General features: G+C 69.2%; 21 protein-coding genes. 5 read left to right on the top strand and 16 right to left on the bottom strand.

Annotated features, from left to right (window positions below):
- The first annotated feature begins 48 nt into the window (after positions 1-48).
- Together AC3A5K_RS05725 and AC3A5K_RS05720 are read left to right on the top strand one after the other, a co-directional pair.
- The gene (locus tag AC3A5K_RS05725; protein ID WP_487616558.1) at positions 49-999 is read left to right on the top strand and encodes an aspartate carbamoyltransferase catalytic subunit; all 951 of its coding nucleotides are present in this window, start codon (positions 49-51) and stop codon (positions 997-999) included.
- Positions 1,000-1,316: 317 nt separating this feature from the next.
- Positions 1,317-2,702 (top strand): amino acid permease, encoded by a 1,386-nt coding sequence (locus tag AC3A5K_RS05720; RefSeq protein ID WP_487616557.1) that lies wholly within the window; start codon positions 1,317-1,319, stop codon positions 2,700-2,702.
- A gap of 72 nt (positions 2,703-2,774) precedes the next feature.
- On the opposite strand, the gene AC3A5K_RS05715 is transcribed toward AC3A5K_RS05720, so the two are convergent.
- The 16 genes from AC3A5K_RS05715 to AC3A5K_RS05640 all read right to left on the bottom strand — a co-directional run bounded on the left by AC3A5K_RS05715 (position 2,775) and on the right by AC3A5K_RS05640 (position 16,170).
- Positions 2,775-3,584: a carboxylesterase family protein gene (locus AC3A5K_RS05715; protein WP_487616556.1), complete on the bottom strand. Its 810-nt coding sequence runs from the start codon at positions 3,582-3,584 to the stop codon at positions 2,775-2,777.
- Between the two features lie 46 nt (positions 3,585-3,630).
- Positions 3,631-4,257, bottom strand: coding sequence for a DUF1294 domain-containing protein (locus AC3A5K_RS05710; RefSeq protein ID WP_487616555.1), 627 nt, complete (start codon positions 4,255-4,257; stop codon positions 3,631-3,633).
- 10 nt (positions 4,258-4,267) lie between these two features.
- The gene (gene mgtE / locus AC3A5K_RS05705; protein ID WP_487616554.1) at positions 4,268-5,629 is read right to left on the bottom strand and encodes a magnesium transporter; all 1,362 of its coding nucleotides are present in this window, start codon (positions 5,627-5,629) and stop codon (positions 4,268-4,270) included.
- A gap of 284 nt (positions 5,630-5,913) precedes the next feature.
- Positions 5,914-7,647: a phosphoenolpyruvate--protein phosphotransferase gene (gene ptsP / locus AC3A5K_RS05700; RefSeq protein WP_487616553.1), complete on the bottom strand. Its 1,734-nt coding sequence runs from the start codon at positions 7,645-7,647 to the stop codon at positions 5,914-5,916.
- Positions 7,647-7,916: an HPr family phosphocarrier protein gene (locus AC3A5K_RS05695; protein ID WP_487616552.1), complete on the bottom strand. Its 270-nt coding sequence runs from the start codon at positions 7,914-7,916 to the stop codon at positions 7,647-7,649. Before AC3A5K_RS05695 ends, ptsP begins: the two co-directional genes overlap by 1 nt.
- A gap of 42 nt (positions 7,917-7,958) precedes the next feature.
- Positions 7,959-8,351: a PTS sugar transporter subunit IIA gene (locus AC3A5K_RS05690; RefSeq protein ID WP_487616551.1), complete on the bottom strand. Its 393-nt coding sequence runs from the start codon at positions 8,349-8,351 to the stop codon at positions 7,959-7,961.
- A gap of 134 nt (positions 8,352-8,485) precedes the next feature.
- Positions 8,486-9,361: an RNase adapter RapZ gene (gene rapZ / locus AC3A5K_RS05685; RefSeq protein ID WP_487616550.1), complete on the bottom strand. Its 876-nt coding sequence runs from the start codon at positions 9,359-9,361 to the stop codon at positions 8,486-8,488.
- On the bottom strand, positions 9,358-10,317 hold the full coding sequence (gene hprK / locus AC3A5K_RS05680) for an HPr(Ser) kinase/phosphatase (protein WP_487616549.1): 960 nt from the start codon (positions 10,315-10,317) through the stop codon (positions 9,358-9,360). The genes rapZ and hprK overlap by 4 nt, the downstream gene beginning before the upstream one ends.
- Positions 10,318-10,320: 3 nt before the next feature.
- The gene (locus AC3A5K_RS05675) at positions 10,321-10,788 is read right to left on the bottom strand and encodes a PTS sugar transporter subunit IIA (protein WP_487616548.1); all 468 of its coding nucleotides are present in this window, start codon (positions 10,786-10,788) and stop codon (positions 10,321-10,323) included.
- A 36-nt stretch (positions 10,789-10,824) separates the two neighbouring features.
- Positions 10,825-11,151: a ribosome hibernation-promoting factor, HPF/YfiA family gene (gene hpf, locus AC3A5K_RS05670; protein WP_487616547.1), complete on the bottom strand. Its 327-nt coding sequence runs from the start codon at positions 11,149-11,151 to the stop codon at positions 10,825-10,827.
- A gap of 129 nt (positions 11,152-11,280) precedes the next feature.
- On the bottom strand, positions 11,281-12,735 hold the full coding sequence (locus tag AC3A5K_RS05665; RefSeq protein WP_487616546.1) for an RNA polymerase factor sigma-54: 1,455 nt from the start codon (positions 12,733-12,735) through the stop codon (positions 11,281-11,283).
- Positions 12,736-12,771: 36 nt separating this feature from the next.
- Positions 12,772-13,491: an LPS export ABC transporter ATP-binding protein gene (lptB, locus tag AC3A5K_RS05660; protein ID WP_487616545.1), complete on the bottom strand. Its 720-nt coding sequence runs from the start codon at positions 13,489-13,491 to the stop codon at positions 12,772-12,774.
- Positions 13,491-14,033, bottom strand: a complete 543-nt coding sequence (lptA, locus tag AC3A5K_RS05655; protein WP_487616544.1) for a lipopolysaccharide transport periplasmic protein LptA — start codon at positions 14,031-14,033, stop codon at positions 13,491-13,493. The genes lptB and lptA overlap by 1 nt, the downstream gene beginning before the upstream one ends.
- Positions 14,011-14,577 carry an LPS export ABC transporter periplasmic protein LptC gene (gene lptC / locus AC3A5K_RS05650; protein ID WP_487616543.1) on the bottom strand — a complete coding sequence of 189 codons (567 nt, stop codon included), beginning with the start codon at positions 14,575-14,577 and terminating at the stop codon, positions 14,011-14,013. Before lptC ends, lptA begins: the two co-directional genes overlap by 23 nt.
- On the bottom strand, positions 14,574-15,137 hold the full coding sequence (locus AC3A5K_RS05645) for a KdsC family phosphatase (protein WP_487617060.1): 564 nt from the start codon (positions 15,135-15,137) through the stop codon (positions 14,574-14,576). The genes lptC and AC3A5K_RS05645 overlap by 4 nt, the downstream gene beginning before the upstream one ends.
- Before the next feature lie 31 nt (positions 15,138-15,168).
- Positions 15,169-16,170, bottom strand: a complete 1,002-nt coding sequence (locus AC3A5K_RS05640) for a KpsF/GutQ family sugar-phosphate isomerase (RefSeq protein ID WP_487617059.1) — start codon at positions 16,168-16,170, stop codon at positions 15,169-15,171.
- A 160-nt stretch (positions 16,171-16,330) separates the two neighbouring features.
- Between AC3A5K_RS05640 and AC3A5K_RS05635 the strand changes: the two genes are divergently transcribed.
- From AC3A5K_RS05635 to AC3A5K_RS05625, 3 genes are read left to right on the top strand one after another with little or no spacing between them, the layout of a single operon-like run.
- Positions 16,331-16,582, top strand: coding sequence for a BolA family protein (locus AC3A5K_RS05635; RefSeq protein WP_487616542.1), 252 nt, complete (start codon positions 16,331-16,333; stop codon positions 16,580-16,582).
- Positions 16,582-17,841 carry a UDP-N-acetylglucosamine 1-carboxyvinyltransferase gene (murA, locus tag AC3A5K_RS05630; protein WP_487616541.1) on the top strand — a complete coding sequence of 420 codons (1,260 nt, stop codon included), beginning with the start codon at positions 16,582-16,584 and terminating at the stop codon, positions 17,839-17,841. The genes AC3A5K_RS05635 and murA overlap by 1 nt, the downstream gene beginning before the upstream one ends.
- A 2-nt stretch (positions 17,842-17,843) precedes the next feature.
- Positions 17,844-18,149: a hypothetical protein gene (locus AC3A5K_RS05625; protein ID WP_487616540.1), complete on the top strand. Its 306-nt coding sequence runs from the start codon at positions 17,844-17,846 to the stop codon at positions 18,147-18,149.
- Positions 18,150-18,205 lie beyond the last annotated feature (56 nt).

Raw genomic sequence — 18,205 nt, 5'->3', positions numbered from 1 at the left:
TCGCGACGTGCGGGACAATGGCGGTTCCCGCCGCTGCCCGTCATCGCGATGTCCGCCTCTGCTTCTGCTCCCGCGCAACTCGATTCCGACGGCCGCCTGCGCCACCTGCTGACGCTCGACGGCCTGCCGCGTGCCACGCTGGTCGCCTTGCTGGACCGCGCCCAGGCGTTGCTCGACGGCGACGTGCGCAACGACCGGCTGGCCGGTACGGCGGTCTGCACGCTGTTCTTCGAACCCTCGACGCGCACGCGCCTGAGTTTCCAGCGCGCCGCGCAGCGTCTGGGCGCCGATGTGCTCGGCTTCGATGCCTCGACGTCGTCCACCACCAAGGGCGAGACGCCGCTCGACACCTTCCGCAACATCGAGGCGATGGGCGTCCGTGGTTTCGTGGTGCGCCATTCGGCGGATGGCGCGGTCGCCGCGCTCGCTGCCACCGCGCCGCCGGGCGTCGCGCTGCTCAATGCCGGCGACGGCCGCAGCGCGCATCCGACGCAGGGCCTGCTCGACATGCTGACCCTGCGCCAGGCCAAGGGCCCGGATTTCGCCGGTTTGCGCGTGGCGATCGTCGGTGACGTGAAGCATTCGCGGGTGGCGCGCAGCGATCTGCAGGCACTGCGCACGCTGGGGGCGGGCGAGATCCGCGTCTGTGGTCCGGCCGCGCTGCTGCCCGACGACGACACGCTGCACGGCTGCACGGTCGGAGACGATCTGGATGCCGCACTCGACGGCGTGGACGCGGTGATGATGCTGCGGCTGCAGCGCGAACGCATGGAGGAAGGCCTCGTCGCCTCGCTCGACGATTACCACCGCGATTACGGTCTCGATGCGCGTCGCCTGACGCGGGCCGCTGCCGATGCGGTGGTCCTGCATCCTGGGCCGATGAACCGCGGTGTCGAGATCACCGACGAGGTGGCCGATGGTCCGCAGTCGTTGATCCTGCGCCAGGTGCGCAATGGCGTGGCGGTGCGCATGGCGGCGCTGGAGATGCTGCTGGGCTGACGCGTCGCAGACGCGCGGCCATGACCGCGCGCTGCACGTGTGCGGTGTTCATGGACTTCGCCTTGGCCCATTGAAGGGGCCGGATCGCATCGCGCATTGCGGCGCCTGGATCCGGGAGTGATTCTGCTGCGGGGCTCGCAGCGCCTTTCCAGAGCGTCGTACGGCGCGGCGCCGTGCGATCACGCTGGCGTAAAACGTGCGGCTCCAAGCCGGTCATGCGGCGTGAGTGGGCAGCGCGGAGATGCGCCGGCCTGGCCCCTGCCGCAGAATCGGAGCGGAAGGCGTATCGTGCGCCGTCCCGTATGCCGGCTGCCCCGATGTCGTCTTCCGATCCGTCCGCCTCGATTCCCGATCACGCGTCCGCCTCGCCCGCCCACGCGCTCAAGCCCCGCCAGCTGGTGATGATGGGCTTGGGCAGTGCGATCGGCGCAGGCCTGTTTCTTGGTTCGGGCGTCGGCATCCAGGCCGCGGGACCGGCGGTGCTGCTGTCGTATCTGATCGCAGGCGCGCTGGTGATCGTGGTGATGCACGCGCTTGGCGAGATGGCCGCGGTGAAGCCGGCCAGCGGCGCGTTCTCGGTCTACGCCGAGGACGCGATGGGCCCGACCGCGGGCGCCACAGTCGGCTGGCTGTGGTGGCTGCAGGTGGTGATCGTCGTGGCGGCCGAAGCCGTCGGCGCTGCCGGTCTGCTGGCCACGATCTGGCCCAGCGTCTCGGTGCCGGGGCTGACCCTGATCTTCATGGCCGTGTTCACCGCGATCAACCTGCTCGGCGTGCGCAATTTCGGCGAGTTCGAATTCTGGTTCGCGATCCTCAAGGTCATCGCCATCGTCGCCTTCATCCTGATCGGCATCGCCCTGCTGATGGGCTGGCTGCCGGACGTGGCGTCGCCGGGGCTGGCGAACCTGTTCGCGCACGGCGGCTTCGCGCCGAACGGATTGACCGGCGTGGGCGCGGCCCTGCTGGTGGTCGTGTTCGCGTTCGGTGGCACCGAGATCGTGGCGATCGCCGCGGCCGAAACCTCCGATCCCGCGCGCAGCCTGGCGCGTGCGATCCGCACCGTCGCCTGGCGCATCCTGGTGTTCTATCTGGGCTCGATCGCGGTGATCGTCGCCGTGGTGCCGTGGACCAGTCCGGCGCTGGGCTCGCCGTTTGCCGCGGTGCTCGACGTCGCGCGCATTCCCGGCGCGGCCACCGCGATCACGCTGATCGCGGTGATCGCGCTGCTGTCCGCGCTCAACGCCAACCTCTACGGCGCCTCGCGGATGATCTGGTCGCTGGGTCAGCGCGGCGAGGCGCCGGCGGTGCTCGGCCGCAGCGACCGCCGCATGGTGCCGGTCGTCGCGGTACTCGCCAGCGTGTCGTTCGGCTTCGCCGCCGCGGCGCTGGAGCTGCTGTATCCCGGACGCGTGTTGCCGATGCTGCTCAACATCGTCGGCGCGACCTGCCTGCTGGTGTGGACGATCGCGCTGGTGTCGCAGCTGATCCTGCGCCGGCGCGCCGATCGCGCCGGCATCGCGATGCCGGTCCGGATGCGCGGATTCCCCGTGCCTACGGTCTGCGCGCTGGCGATCCTCGGTCTGATCTTCGCGCTGCTCATCGCCACGCCGGAAACCCGTACACAATTCCTGTCGATGACGGCACTGGCCTTGACGATCGCCGGGCTCAGCGCGCTGGCACGGCTGCGACGCCGCAGCGCCTGACGCGACAGCGCGCCGCAGGCCGATGCGGCGGATCGACAGGCTGATCTCGAAGCGCGTCTGCCGTGCGCAACGTCAGCGCTGCTGGGCGAACAGCCAGGTCCAGAGTTCGGGCATGCCGTAGGCCGCATCCCAGCTGTTGTGGTTGGCGTCGGGAAATTCTGTGTAACGGACATCCGCGCCCGCGCGCTGCAGCGCGGCGACCATCCACTGCGACTGCGCCGGCGGCACCACATCGTCCAGCGCGCCGTGGAAGACCCAGCTCGGGATCTGGCGCAGGCGCTGCGCGGCGGCGTCGAACGGGTCGGCTTCGTTGCGGGTCGATTCCACCTGCAGGGTGTCGAGATCGGGTCGGGTGCCGGGTGGGGTGATGCCGCCGCAGACGGGCACCAGGGCGGCGAAACGCATCGATGCGCGCAGGGCGAGCGACCAGGTGCCATAGCCGCCGCGCGACATGCCGGTCAGATACGTGCGCCGGGGATCGCCGCCGAACTCGGCGCTGGCCGCGTCCAGTGCCGCCAGTGCCAGCGCCGCCGTGTCGCCTTCCCAGGATTCGCCCTCGGGCGACTGCGGAAACACCACCAGCGCCGGAAAGTCGGCCGCGTGAGCGCGCACGTAGGGGCCGAGTCCGGCCTGCACCTGGGCCTCGCCGTCGCTGCCGCGCTCGCCCGAGCCGTGCAGGAACAGCACCACCGGCAGCGGCCGTGCCCGGGACGCGGCGGGGACGAAGACCTGGTAGATCGACCGGCGCCCGGCGAACTCGATCGTGCGGCGTTCGAAGCGGCCGGTATCGGTGGCCGTCGGCACGGAGCGGCAGCCCGCGAGCCAGGCTGCGCCGCCCAGCCCGGCCAGCGGCAGGACGTGCAGGAAGCGACGACGGGGCATGGGACGGAATGTGGGCATCAGGGCAGGCTCCGGTCGGGGCGCGCCGTCACGCGGCGCGCCAGAGGGCCAGGGCCGCCACGTGCAGGACGGCCAGGCTCCAGTAGATCGCGCGATAGGCGCGCTTGGCACTCTTGTGGCGCAGCTGGCGCTGGGCGAGCCAGGCGGCCGGCCAGCCGCCCAGCAGTTCGCACAGGTGCAGGTGCGCCTCGGGCGTCCGCCAGCGCCCTGCCTGTGCGGCACGCTTGTCGAGGGCGTACAGCGCCCAGGTCAGCAGGTTCAGCGCGAGCAGCGCCGGGAGTTCCCAGCCGGGCAGGGCGCCCGACGACGCCGCGGGCAACAGCAGGCCCAGCCAGATGCCCAGCAGAATGAGGAACGCGATCGTGCCGGCGCCACCGGTCTTCCGGGCGCCGCCGGACGGGCGGCGTCGATCCGCGCGTCCACGTGCCGAGGCGGGCGTCGTGCGGATGACGGCCTGCGCCCGCCAGCGTCCGTCGGCCTGGCGGCTGGCGACGTAGCGGACCAGTTCGCCGCGTTCGGGACGCCGGCCCGCCTGCGTGTAGTCGTCGATATGGAAGAACAGGCGCTCGGGCCCGTCGCCACGTTCGACCGGCACGATGAAACCGTAGCCGCCGTCGTCCCGCCAGTCCGCCACCTTGCCGAGGCGTGTGTGCATCGCGCGGACCTCAGCGCAGCATGATCGCCGTGGCGAGGCCGAGGAAGCTGAAGAAACCCATGATGTCGGTGACCGCGGTGACGACGACGGTGCCGGCGACCGCGGGATCGACCCGCATGCGCTTGAGCATCAGCGGCAGCAGCACGCCGGCCAGGGCCGCCGAGCAGAAGTTGATCACCAGCGCGGCGAAGATCACCAGCGACAGCACCCAGTCGCGGAACCAGACCAGCGCCACCAGTCCGACCAGGCTGCCGATCAGCACGCCGTTGATCAGCGCGACCCGCGCTTCCTTCCACAGCAGGATGCGCGCGTTGCTCGCGCCGACCTGGCCCAGCGCGATGCCGCGCACCATCAGCGTCAGCACCTGCACCGCGGCATTGCCGCCGATGCCGGCGACGATCGGCATCAGCACCGCCAGCGCGACGATCTGCTCGATGGTCGCCTCGAAGCGACCGATCACGAACGCGGCCAGGAATGCGGTGCACAGGTTGATGCCCAGCCACACCACGCGGCCACGCACCGCGCGCTTGATCGGCGAGAACAGGTCCTCGTCCTCGTCCAGACCCGCGGCGCCCAGGGCCTGGTGTTCGGCCTGCTCGCGGATGATGTCGACCACGTCATCGACCGTGATGCGGCCGAGCAGCACGTTCCCGTCGTCGACCACCGGCGCGGACACCCAGTCGTTGTCGGAGAACTGTCGCGCGACCTGCTCGGCGGATTCGTCGACGTGGATCGAATCGAGTTCGTCGTCGATCAGCTTGTTGATCGGCGTGCCGGGATCACGGGTGACCAGATCCTGCAGCGCGACCCAGCCGATCAGCTGGTGGCGCCGGTTGACGACGTAGAGGTGATCGGTGTGGTCGGGCAGTTCGCCGCGCAGGCGCAGGAAACGCAGCACCACGTCGACCGTGGTGTCGGCGCGCACCGTCACCACGTCGGGATTCATCAGGCGGCCGGCGGTGTCTTCCGGATACGACAGCACCTGCTCGAGACGTTCGCGGTTCTCACGGTCCATCGAGCGCAGCAGTTCGTCGATCACCGCGCCGGGCAGATCCTCGACGAGGTCGGCCAGATCGTCGATGTCGAGATCCTCGACCGCGGCGACCAGCTCGTCGGCATCCATGTCCGCGATCAGGCTTTCGCGCACCTCGTCGCCGACGTGGACCAGCACCTCGCCATCGTCCTCGGCATCGACCAGGCCCCACACGACGATGCGCTTGTCGTGCGGCAGGGATTCGAGCAGGTTGCCGATCTCGGCCGGCGCCAGCGTATTGACGAGGCGACGGACCGGACCCAGTCGCCCGCTGTCGAGCGCGTCGGAAAGCAGACGCAGCTGACGCGCGGTCTTGTCGTGGCGGACGGCTTCGGCCATGGATTGCTCCGTTGCGCGTCGCGACGAGGCGCGACAGCGGGTGATCAGCGCAGGGTGTTCATCCGCGCATTATCCGCGCTCGCCCGCGTTCTGCCCACCCCGTTGCAGGAACCCCGGGTGACCGGCGTCCGCTGTGTAGGCATCGATGCCGCACGGTCGAAGCTGCGCGCGTGCCCGGCGCAGGGCAGGGACACGACGGGTCGCGACGTGCGTCGCCAGGCATGTATCGCGGGCGAAATGGAACGCCGACACAGCACCACACCGCGACTCGCCGGACGAAACGCTCAGCCCGCGCCGCGCACCGGCTGCACCGTGTCCAGCCAGCGCTCGATGCCGGCGCGATCGCGTGCGCGCAGCAGCGCAGGCGACCGCGCGCGCAGCTGACCGAGGTCCAGGCCGCGGATCGCGCGCCGCACTTCCAGCAAGGGCGAAGGATGCAGGCTCAGTTCCTCCAGACCCAGCGCCAGCAGCAGCGGCGTGAAGCGCGCATCGCCGGCGATTTCGCCGCAGACCGAGACCGGCATGCCGCGACCACGCGCCACGCGGATCACGCTGTGCAGCAGGCGGATCACTGCCGGGTGCAGCGGCGAATACAGGTCGCCGAGCGCGTCGTTGTTGCGGTCGGCCGCCAACAGGTACTGCACCAGGTCATTGGTGCCGATCGAGATGAAATCGATGTCGCGCGCAAACGTCGGCAGCGCGATCGCGGCGGACGGCACCTCGATCATCGCGCCAAGTGGAATCCGCTCCGCGCCGCCCTGACCTTCGGCGCGCAGGTCGCGCTGCACGCGGGCGAGCATGCCGCGCACGGCCATGATCTCCTCGCGGCCGCTGACCATCGGCACCAGCACACGCACCGGGCCGTAGCCGGACGCGCGCACGATCGCGCGCAGCTGCGTCTCCAGCAGGCCGTCGCGCGCCATCGACAGGCGTACGCCGCGCAGGCCCATCGCCGGGTTGGGTTCGTGGCGCAGCGCCAAGCCGGTCTCGTCGGCCTTGTCGGCGCCGATGTCGAGCGTGCGGATGGTGACCGTGCGTCCGGTCATACCGAGGACGAGATCGCGATAGGCGCGGAACTGTTCGTCCTCGTCGGGAATGCGCCGGCCCTGCAGGAACAGGAACTCCGTGCGGTACAGGCCCACGCCGGCCGCGCCGAGCGCATGCGCCTCGGCCACGTCCTCACGTGTTTCGGCGTTGGCATAGAGCCGGATGTCGATGCCGTCGAGGGTCTTGCTGGGTTCGCGGCGCAGACGACGCAGCTGCTTGCGTTCGCGCTTCTCCTCGCGGAGACGTTCGCGGTACTGGCGCAGGTCGTCGGCATTGGGTTCGACGATGATCTCGCCGGTACTGCCGTCGACGACGAGCACGTCGCCGTCGTTGATCTGGGCCAGCGCATGTGGCGCGTTGACGACCAGCGGCAGGTGCAGGCTGCGCGCGAGGATCGCCGAATGCGACAGCGAGCTGCCGGTCGAGGTCACGACGGCGAGCACGCCACGCGCCTGCAGCCGGCCGATCTCCGACGGCGCGATCGCATCGGTCACCAGGATCTCGCCCGCGACGCCCTGCAGTTCCGCGTCGCGCGCGTGCAGCGCCGCATGCACGCGTCCGATGACGTGGTCGATGTCCTCGATGCGGCTGCGGAAGTAGGCGTCGTCCATCGTCTCGAACACGGCTGCGAGACGATCGCGTTGCAGGCGCAGCGCATAGTCGGCGCCGTACAGCCCGTTCATCACCAGCTCGTCGAGGCCCTGCAGCAGTTCGGGATCGTCGAGCAGCAGCGTGTGCAGGTCGAGGAACTCGCCGACCTCGTGGGCCAGTGCGCCATGCAGCTGGTCGCGCATCGCACGGATCTCAGCGCGAACGGCATCGATGGCTGCATGCAGGCGCGCCAGTTCGGCCGCCGCATCGCCCGGACGGATGCGTGTCTCGGCGACTTCCAGCGCATGCGGTTCGCGGACACGCGCCCGACCGAGCGCGTTGCCCCGTGATGCGCCCTGACCGTGCAGGCCCTGCCGCATCAGCCTTCCTCGTCGAACCTGCGTTCGAACAGGTCGGCTGCGGCGTCCATCGCAGCGGCCTCGTCCTCGCCATCGAGACGCAGCACCACCCGGGTGCCGTGACCGGCCGCCAGCAGCATCACACCCATGATGCTCTTGGCGTTGACCTCGCGGCCCTTGGCGAGCAGCGTGGCATTGCTGCGGAAACCGGACAGCACCTGCACCAGCTTGGCGGTGGCGCGCGCATGCAGGCCGAGTTTGTTGGCGACGAGCAGTTCACGTTCGATCATCGGGAGAAGCCTGTCCTTGGTACGGGGGAATGCGGCCGAGGCTCAGGCCTCGTCGAGCACGACGCCGTTTCGGGCGCCTGCCGCCGCGGTGGCAGGCAGTTCGTGGAGTGCCTGCTCAGGATAGTTCATCACCCGCAGCAGCATCGGCAGGCTGAGCGCCGAAACGCGTCGCGCCGGCGTGCCGAGGCGGGCGAGCTCGGCGGCCACGTTGCTGGGGCTGGCGCCATAGAGATCGGTGAGGATCAGCACGCCGTCGCCATCGTCGACGGTGCGCAGCGCCGCGCTGGCCAGCGGCAGTACCGCGTCCACCGTCTGGTCGAACGGCACCTCGAACACGGCGGTCCGCAACGGCAACTGGGTGAGCAGGCGGGTCGCGACGGCGTGGATCGCGGTCCCGATGCCTTCGTGGGTGATGAGCAGTACGCCGACGGTCATGCGCGGACGTTAGCAGAGCGGGGCGACCGGCCGGAAGCGTCAGCGACGGAACTGCGTATCTGCTGGACACCGCGACGAAACTCTGCGTCGCCGGACCGGGCGCACATCAGGCGCGTGCGTCGCGCGCCGACGCGTCAGTCCAGTTCGCGGTGATACGTCGCCACGTCGCGCCAGCCCTGTTCGCGGGCATGGCGGGCCAGGCGTTCGGCCAGATAGACCGAGCGGTGGCGTCCGCCGCTGCAGCCGAAGGCCACGGTGACGTAGCTGCGCGTCGCGCTGCGCATCTTCGGCAGCCAGGTGTCGAGGAACTGCGCGACCTGGGCCGCGTATTCGCCGACATCGTCGTGTCCCTCGAACCAGGTCCGCACATCGACGTCGCGTCCCGACAGCGGGCGCATGCGCGGATCCCAGTGCGGGTTCGGCAACGCGCGGGCATCGAACACGAAATCCGCATCCGCCGGTACGCCGCGGCGATACGCGAAGGATTCGAACAGCAACGAGACCGAATCGTCGTCGGCCAGTTCCAGCTCGGTGAGAATGCGCCGGCGCAGCTGATGGACGTTGAGGTCGCTGGTGTCGATGACGCGGTCGGCCAGCGCCCGCAGCGGTCGCAGCAGGGTGCGCTCCAGCGTGATCGAATCGGCGAGCGACAGGCCGGCGCGGCCCAGCGGATGCCGCCGGCGCGTGTCGGCGAAGCGGCGCAGCAGGACTTCGTCGCCGGTTTCGAAGAACACCAGACGCGGATCGAGGCCGAGACGGCCGACTTCCGACAGCCAGGTCGGCACCTTCGACAGGTCGGTGTGCCGGTTGCGGACATCGATGCCGACCGCGAGCCGCTGCGGCGGGTCATCCGCCCGGGTCACGTTGGCGACGAAGTCGGCCAGCATGCCGGCCGGCAGGTTGTCGACGCAGTAGAAGCCCAGATCCTCGAACGTGCGCAGCGCGACCGACTTGCCGCTGCCGGACAGTCCGCTCACCACGTACAGCATCGGCGGCGCGGGCTCGCTCATGGCGCGCTGCGCTCGAGGAAATGCGAATGCCGGGCGAGGAAGGCGGCGGCCGGATCGAGGCCCTTGCTGCGCAGAATGTGGGTGCGGGTGGCCGCCTCGGTCAGCACCGCGAGGTTGCGACCCGGCATGACCGGCAGGGTGATCAGCGGTACGTCGAGATCCAGCACCCGGCGCATTCCGAGATCGCCGGTCAGGCGCACCATGCCATCGGCGTCAGCGGCCATCGTGTCGGCATTGGGACGTGCGAGATGCACGATCAGGCGCAGATACTTGTTCCGCTTGACCGCGGTGTCGCCGAACATCTCGCGGATGTTGAGCACGCCGAGGCCGCGCAGTTCGAGCAGATCCTGCAGCAGTTCCGGGCAGGCGCCGTCGAGCACGTCCGGCGCGATCTGGGTGAACTCGGGTGCGTCGTCGGCGACGAGACGATGGCCGCGGGTGATCAGCTCCAGCGCCAGTTCGCTCTTGCCGGAACCGGACTCGCCGGTGATCAGCACGCCGATCGAATAGACCTCCATGAACACCCCGTGCAGGGTGATCCGCGGCGCCAGCACACGCGCCAGGTGGTACTGCATCAGGTTCAGCAGTTCATGGCCGCGGTTGGGCGAGATCCACAGCGGCGTCTGCGATTCCTCGGCCGCTTCCCGCAGGTCCTCGGGGCAGGGCTGGTCCTTGCTGATGACCAGCGCGAGCGGCCGGTACTGGATCATCCGTTCGATGGTTTCCCAGCGCAGGCGCGAGTCAAGGCCGTCGAGCCAGGCCAGTTCCTCGGTGCCGAGGATCTGCACCTTGTTGGGATAGATGATGTTGAGATAGCCGGCCAGCGACGGACGCCGCGCGACGGTCTCGACCGATTCGATCGTGCGGTTGCCGCCAGTCTGGCCGGCCAGCCAGCGGAGGCTGAGGCGTTCCTGCAGCTGCGCGTAGAGTTCCTGCGCCTGGATGCTCGCGTTCATCGCTCAGACCGACGCGGGCTGGGCGGCGGGATCGAGCAGCAGGCTGCGCAGGCGGGGCAGGTCGCCGGCACCGCGCAGTGCGTCGCGGTACTCGGGATCCGAAAAACGCTCGACCAGGCCCGACAGGGTCTGCAGATGCTGCTCGACCAGATGGTCGGGCACGCACATCGCGAACACCAGATCGATCGGCTGGCCATCGCTGGCGCCGAAATCGATGGGATGCGAAAGGCGGAGGAACGCGGCGCGTGGCTCGCGGAACGCGCTGGTACGCGCATGCGGGATGGCGACACCGCGTCCGATGCCGGTGCTGCCCAGCTGCTCGCGATCGCGGAGCGCCTGGGCCAGCACCGGTGTGGTGGTCGGCGAATTGCCCGCCAGCAGGCGGGCAGCCGAGTCCAGGACCACGTCACGGGAACCGGGTGCAACCAGCATCACGATGCGGTCTGCAGAGAGCAGATCGAAGAAGGGCATGCTGCGCGGGCCCGGGCGGGAACGTGGAGCGGAAGCCTATCCGAAAGTTCCGTCGCGTGCAGGGTTCTCGCCGCGATGATGGTCGACGACCTTTTTGCGATGCTTGACCAGCAGGCGATCGAGCTTGTCGGCCAACTGGTCGATCGCGGCGTACATGTCGGATGCCGTGGCATCGGCGTGCATCGTCTTGCCCGCGATCAGCACCGTAGCCTCGGCCTTGTGGTGCGGTTTCTCGAGGCTGAGCTGGGCGCGCACGTCCAACGGGCGATCGAAATGCTTGGACAGCTTCTGGAACTTGGTGTCCACGTAGTCGCGAAGCGCGGGCGTCACCTCGATCTGGTGGCCATGGGTCTCGACATGCATCGGCAACCTCCTTCAACAGTGGGAAGGATCGCCGGCGATCGACGCGGGCGATCCAGGTCAGAGTAGCGCGACCGGGGCCTGGTGCAAGCACCGGTTGCGTCTCTGTGACCACCGTAGGGAAGCGGAAGTTCAGGCGATGCGAACGCGTTCGTGCGATGAGGGAATGTGCAGCGCTTCGCGGTACTTGGCGACCGTCCGTCGGGCGACCGGCACGCCGGACGTCTTCAGCAGATCGGCCAGGCGCGCGTCCGACAAGGGTTTGCGCGGATCCTCGGCGTCGACGAGGCTGCGGATCATCTGCTGGATCGCGGTGCTCGATGCTTCGCCGCCGCCTTCGGTGCCGATGCCGGAGTCGAAGAAGTCCTTCAGCGACAGCGTGCCGCGCGGCGTGTGCACGTACTTGCGTGCGACCGCGCGCGACACGGTGGATTCGTGCATGCCGATCTCTTCGGCGACCTCGCGCAGCGTCAGTGGGCGCAGGGCGCGCTTGCCGAACTCGAGGAAGCCCGACTGCTGGCGCGCCAGACAGCGCACGACCTTCAGCAGCGTCTCGCCGCGTGCCTCGAGATTCTTGAGCAGCCAGCGCGCTTCCTGCAGGCGTCCACGCATGTAGCCGGCATCGCTGGTGCCCGCGTGCTGGATCATCTGTTCGTAGCCGCGATGGATGGTCAGTCGCGGCGAGTGGCCGGACGCGAGCGACACGCGCCAGACGCCGTTCTGGCGGACGATCACGCAATCGGGCGTGACGTAGTTGTCGTGGGGCACGTTGCCGATCTGCGCGCCCGGCTTGGGGTCGAGGCCGCGCAGCAGCTGCAGGGCCGTTTCGGCGTCCTCGACGCTGCAGCCCAGCGCATCGGCCAGTCCGCCGACACCGAGCTTGGGCAGGCGTTCGATGTGTTCGCAGGCCGCGCGCAGCGCCTGGGCACGCCCGGGGGTTTCGGCCGGCAGCGTATCGAGCTGCAGGCGCAGACATTCGCCGAGATCGCGCGCGCCCACGCCGGGTGGATCGAAGCGCTGGATCCGGCACAGCACCATGGCGACTTCGGCCGTACCCACGTGCGTGTCCGGCCGCAGCACGCCGACGATGTCGTCCAAAGATTCGCGCAGATAGCCGTCGTCGTCGATGGCGTCGATCAGCGCGATGCCGATGTTGCGGTCACGCGGCGACATGGGGCTGAGGTGCAACTGCCAGGTCAGGTGATCGCGCAGGCTTTCGTTCTGCACCATGCGATCGGCGGGATCGCCGTCGGCGTCCGGATCGCTGCCGCCCTGTCCGCCGCCGCGGTCGTGCCAGCCGTCGTCGCCGCCTTCCCATGTATGGGCGTCACCGTCGCTGTCGTCGCGCTCGGGCGTGCGTTCGCGATCGTCCTGCGCCGCCTGCGTGTCGGTCGCGGTCGTGCGATCGGTGGACGGTACGGAGAGGGAGGCGGGTTCTTCCCAGTCGAGCAGTGGATTGCTTTCCACCGCCGCCGCGATTTCCGCGTCCAGCTCCACCGTCGAGAGCTGGAGAAGATGCAGCGCCTGACGCAACTGCGGCGTCAGGACCAGGTGTTGCCCCAGCGATGTCTGCAGACGTGGCTTCATCGTTCCCGGAAATCCGTGACCGGGTGCGCGCGACCACTACAGCCTGAAGGAATCACCGAGATAGACGCGACGCACATCGGGGTTGGCGAGCAGCGCATCTGGAGCCCCCTGCGCAAGTACCCCGCCGTCACTGAGGATATACGCCCGGTCGCAGATTCCCAAGGTCTCGCGGACGTTGTGATCGGTGATCAGGACGCCGATGCCGCGTTCCTTGAGGTGCGTGACGATGCGCTGGATCTCGCCGACGGAGATCGGATCGACGCCGGCGAAGGGTTCGTCGAGCAGCATCATGCGCGGATTGGCCGCCAGTGCACGGGCGATCTCGACGCGGCGACGCTCGCCGCCGGACAGGCTGGCGCCGGCCTGGTCGGCCACATGGCTGATCTGCAGCTCGTCCATCAGCTCGGCCAGCTGCTTGCGCCGCCCGTCCGAATCGAGATCCTCGCGCAGTTCCAGCACCAGCATGATGTTGTCGGCCACGCTGAGCTTGCGGAACACCGACGGCTCCTGCGGCAGATAACCGACGCCGCGCTTGGCGCGGGTGTACATGGGCTCGGCGGTGATGTCGCGGCCGTCGAGCACGATGCGCCCGGCGTCCGCCGGCACCAGGCCGACGATCATGTAGAAACAGGTGGTCTTGCCGGCGCCGTTGGGGCCGAGCAACCCGACGACTTCGCCGGATTCGAGCGTCAGCCCGAAATCCTTGACGATCTCGCGCTGCTTGTAACGTTTGCGCAGCCCCTCGACGACCAGCATCAGCGACCGCCCTGGCCGCCGGCGGGCGCGGGCTGTGCAGGCGTGCGGTTGCGCGGTTCGAACTGCATGCGCACGCGGCCTTGGCCTTCGCCGCCACCCTGCACCTGGCCGGACGCCATGTTGTAGACGATGCGCTGGCCTTCCATGCGGCCCCGACCGGGCTGGTTGACGATCGCGTCGCCGGTCAGCACCACGGTGTCGCTGGACATGTTGTAGTCGGCTTGGCCGGCGGTCGCATCGACCCATCCGCCATCGTCCATCTGCTGCTTCATCTTCACCGGCCCGCCGGTGAGGATGACGCGCTGGAACTCGCCATTGAGGCGGCGCACGTCGGCGCGTGTGGACTGGATCTCCAGCGTGCCCTGGGTGATCGTCACGCCGTTGGTGAACAGGCAGGGCAGGGCCTCGTTGCTGACCGAGCAGTCGCTGCCGCCGGCATCGACGGACAGCGTCTGGTTGCGGTCGGACGATTTCGCAGCGACCGCGGCAGGAACCAGCGCGATCGCGAGCAGCAGCAGCCTAGCGACGGGAATTGGGGTCATTGCGGAATCTCACCTGGGAGAGAAGCTCGATCCGTCCCGAATCGAGGTCGGCACGCATGCCGATGCCCTGCATTGTAGTGCCGGGCTGGTCGACGGCCACGGCCACATCGGTGGCGGCCTGGTTACGTTGGGGGAAGATGTCGAGCGCGTCGGTCCGCATGGTGGTGGGCCGCGGCGCGCCGTCCGGACTGGTCGCCTCGACGTCGCCGCGCAGGCGCACTTCCTCGTTGTCTTCGGAGACCCATCCGGTCTGCGAGACCACGGTCCAGCGTCCGCTGCCGTCTTCGGCCGGAATGTGGAAGACGGGCGTCTCCAGCTCCAGCGTGCGGGCGCCGGGCGTCTGCTGCAGCTGCGGCGCGGCCACGGAGAACGCTTCCTGGCCTGCGTTGTCGAGCGCGACGAGATCGAAATCGCGCAGCAGGTAATCGGTGCGGCCGTCGGTCGTCGTCTCCGGCCCCAGGGCGTCCTGCTGCTGCCATGCCGACCAGCCGGACAGCAGCGCGCCGGCCAGCAGCACCAGGGTGAGGGTGATGCGCCAGTTCACGACACGCGCCCATCGGCGTGGATGTCGGTCAGCCGGCCCTGGGCATGCAGGATCAGATCGCAGAGCTCACGGCCGGCGCCACGGCCGCCGCGTGCAGTCGTCTGCCAGTGGGCCACATCGGCCGCGCAGCGATGCGCATCGGCCGGTGCGACCGCCAGCCCCGCCGTCCGCATCACGCCGACATCGGCGAGATCGTCTCCCATGAAGGCGACCGCGTCCGCGTCCAGGCCCAGCGACTCGCGCAGCGCATCCACCTGGGCGCGCTTGTCGGCGACATGCACATGCGCCTGGATGCCGAGATCGTGCGCGCGGCGTTCGACGATGCCGCCGGGCCGCGCCGTGACCAGGACCACCGCGATGCCGCACTTGCGCAGCAGCACCAGGCCCTGGCCGTCGTGGACATGGAAGGTCTTGAGTTCGCGGCCATCGCTGTCGAAGGCGAGGGCGCCGTCGGTCAGGGTGCCGTCCACGTCGAAGCAGGCCAGTCGCACGCGGCGGGCGCGCGCGACGATATCGGCAGGAACGTGGACGAAGGCGGCATCCAGCGGCAACTCGGGCATCGGGGTCTGTCGGTCCATGAATAGGGAAGGGTTACACCACGCGCGCGCGCAACAGGTCCTGAATGTTCAGGGCGCCGACGACGCGACGGTCGCCGTCGATCACCGGCAGCATCGTGATCTTGCGGGTTTCCATCAACCGTGCGGCCTCCACCGCCAGCGCATCGGCATCGACTGCAGTCGGATTCCGGGTCATCACATCGGCGATCCGCGCGTTGCGCACGTCGATGGCCGGGTCGGTCAGCGTGCGTCGCAGGTCGCCGTCGGTATACAGACCGATCAGGCGGCGCGCGTCGTCGACGACGACGGTCATGCCCAGGCGCTTCCGGCTCATCTCCAGCAGGGCATCGGCCAGCGAGGCCTCGGCCGTCACTTCGGGAATCTCGTCGCCCCCGTGCATGACGTCGCGGATGTGGAGCAGCAGACGCCGGCCCAGTGCGCCAGCGGGATGCGAACGTGCGAAGTCGTCGGCGGTGAAGCCCTTGGCCTCGAGCAGCGCGACCGCCAGTGCATCGCCCATCGCCAAGGACGCAGTCGTGCTCGTCGTCGGCGCAAGGGCCAGCGGGCAGGCTTCGGCGGGCACGCTGATGTCCAGATGCACGTCGGCCGCAGTGGCCAGCGTGGAGGCCGGCCGGCCGGTCATCACGATCAGCGCATTGCCCTGGCGCTTCAGCACCGGCAGCAGCATCAGGATCTCGTCCGATTCGCCCGAGTACGACAGCGCGAGCACGACGTCGGCATCGGTGATCATGCCCAGATCGCCATGCCCGGCCTCGCCCGGATGGACGTAGAACGCCGGCGTGCCGGTCGAAGCGAGCGTCGCGGCGATCTTGCGCGCCACGTGTCCCGACTTGCCCATACCGGTGCAGACCACGCGTCCGCGGCACTCGAGCATGCGCGCACAGGCCGCACTGAAATCGCCGTCGAGGCGGGCAGCGACGGCCTGCAGACCATCGACCTCGGTCGCGAACACACGGCGTCCGCTGTCGGCGAACGAGAAGGCGGCGGACGCGGGTGGCACCACATTTTCGACCATATCCGGCAAGGGGCTTTTCCGTTAGGCTAAGCCGTTCATTTTATGCGCTTCCCGCCGTGAATGCCCCGCGACCGGCGGCGTCGGCGATGACGGCTCACCCGCGCTTCACCTGCGCGAGACGACGTTCACGGCCCGGCAGCGCGGTCACAGGACCGAATTCTTGGATACCCAGACCATTACCCACCTGATCCAGCAGGGGATGCCCGACGCCGTGGTCCACGTGCAGGGCGACGACGGCGTGCATTTCGAGGCGCTGGTCGTTTCGCCTGCATTCGCCGGCAAGTTGCCGCTTGCGCGCCACCGCATGGTCTACGCCACCCTCGGCGAGCGCATGGGCGGCGAGATCCACGCGCTGGCCCTGCGCACGCTCACACCCGACGAGCACGCGCGCTCTGGCGGAGCCACCGCCTGATGGACCGGATCGTGGTGTCAGGCGGCGCGACGCTGGACGGCGAAGTCCGCATCTCCGGCGCGAAGAACGCCGTATTGCCGATCCTCTGCGCGACGCTGCTGGCCGATGCGCCGGTCGAGATCGGCAACGTGCCGTACCTGCACGACGTGCTGACGACGATCAAGCTGCTCGAAGGCCTGGGCGCCGGTGTCGAACACGACATCGAAGGTGCGCGGGTGATCGTGGATCCGCGCAGCGTGCAGAGCCACGTCGCGCCCTACGAACTCGTCCGCACGATGCGCGCATCGGTGCTGGTGCTCGGGCCGCTGCTGGCGAAGTTCGGCGCCGCCGAAGTCTCGCTGCCCGGTGGTTGCGCGATCGGCGCGCGCCCGGTGGATCTGCACATCAAGGCGCTCGAAGCGCTGGGCGCGACGATCACCGTCGAACACGGTTTCATCCGTGCGCAGGCCGAGCGGCTGCGCGGCGGCCATGTGGTGTTCGAGACGATCAGTGTCGGTGCTACCGAAAACGTGCTGATGGCGGCCACGTTGGCCGAGGGCACGACGCTGATCGACAACGCGGCCCGCGAACCGGAAATCGTGGACCTGGCCGAATGCCTGGTCGCGATGGGCGCGGACATCCGCGGCGCCGGGACCTCGCGGATCGAAGTGCGCGGCGTGGCCTCGCTGCACGGGGCGCGCCATGCGGTGATCGCCGACCGGATCGAGACCGGCACCTTCCTCGTGGCGGCGGCGATGACCGGCGGGCGCGTGACCGCGACGGCGACGCGCCCCGAAACGCTGGGCGCGGTGCTCGACAAGCTGCGCCAGGCCGGCGCCGACGTCGCCATCGACGGCGATGCGATCACCGTCGACATGCAGGGCCGACGCCCACGCGCGGTCGACATCGTGACCTCGCCGCATCCCGGATTTCCGACCGACATGCAGGCGCAGTTCATGGCGCTCAACTGCATCGCCGACGGCACGGGCAGCATCGACGAGACGATCTTCGAAAACCGGTTCATGCACGTCAACGAGCTGATGCGCCTCGGCGCGGACATCGCCATCGACGGGCCGCGTGCGTCGGTGACCGGTGTCGGCCGTCTCAGCGGCGCGCCGGTGATGGCCACGGATCTGCGGGCCTCGGCTTCACTGATCCTCGCCGGTCTGGTCGCCGACGGTGACACCACGATCGATCGCATCTACCACCTCGACCGCGGCTACGAGCACATCGAGCGGAAGCTGTCGGCGTTGGGCGCGCGCATCCGCCGGGAGTCCTGACGATGGCGTTCCGCGGACGGATGTCGAACCGGCGCATCGCACTGTTCGCCACGATCGCCGTGGTGCTGCTGGTGCTGGGGTGTTTGCAGCTGCTCGGCGCGGCGGCGCTCAGTGGCATGTCGTTCAAGGACATGGACTGGAACGAGGACGGACAGCTGACGCGGACGGAGATCCTGCAGGGCTTCTTCTCCGTCTCCGCGTCGAAGACCGTCGACGGCGCCCGCGAGTGCGTGGAATACCGTTGGCGGCGCAGCGACGAGGTGATCCGCATGGAATGCCGGACCACGCCCGCCGGCGCCACGCCCTGATCCGCCGTCAGGCACCGGCGCAAACGAAAAGCCCCGCAATCGCGGGGCTTTTCTGT

The sequence above is a fragment of the Luteimonas sp. Soil_C_5 genome (assembly GCF_057656615.1).
This window is presented reverse-complemented; position numbering and strand designations above follow the sequence as displayed.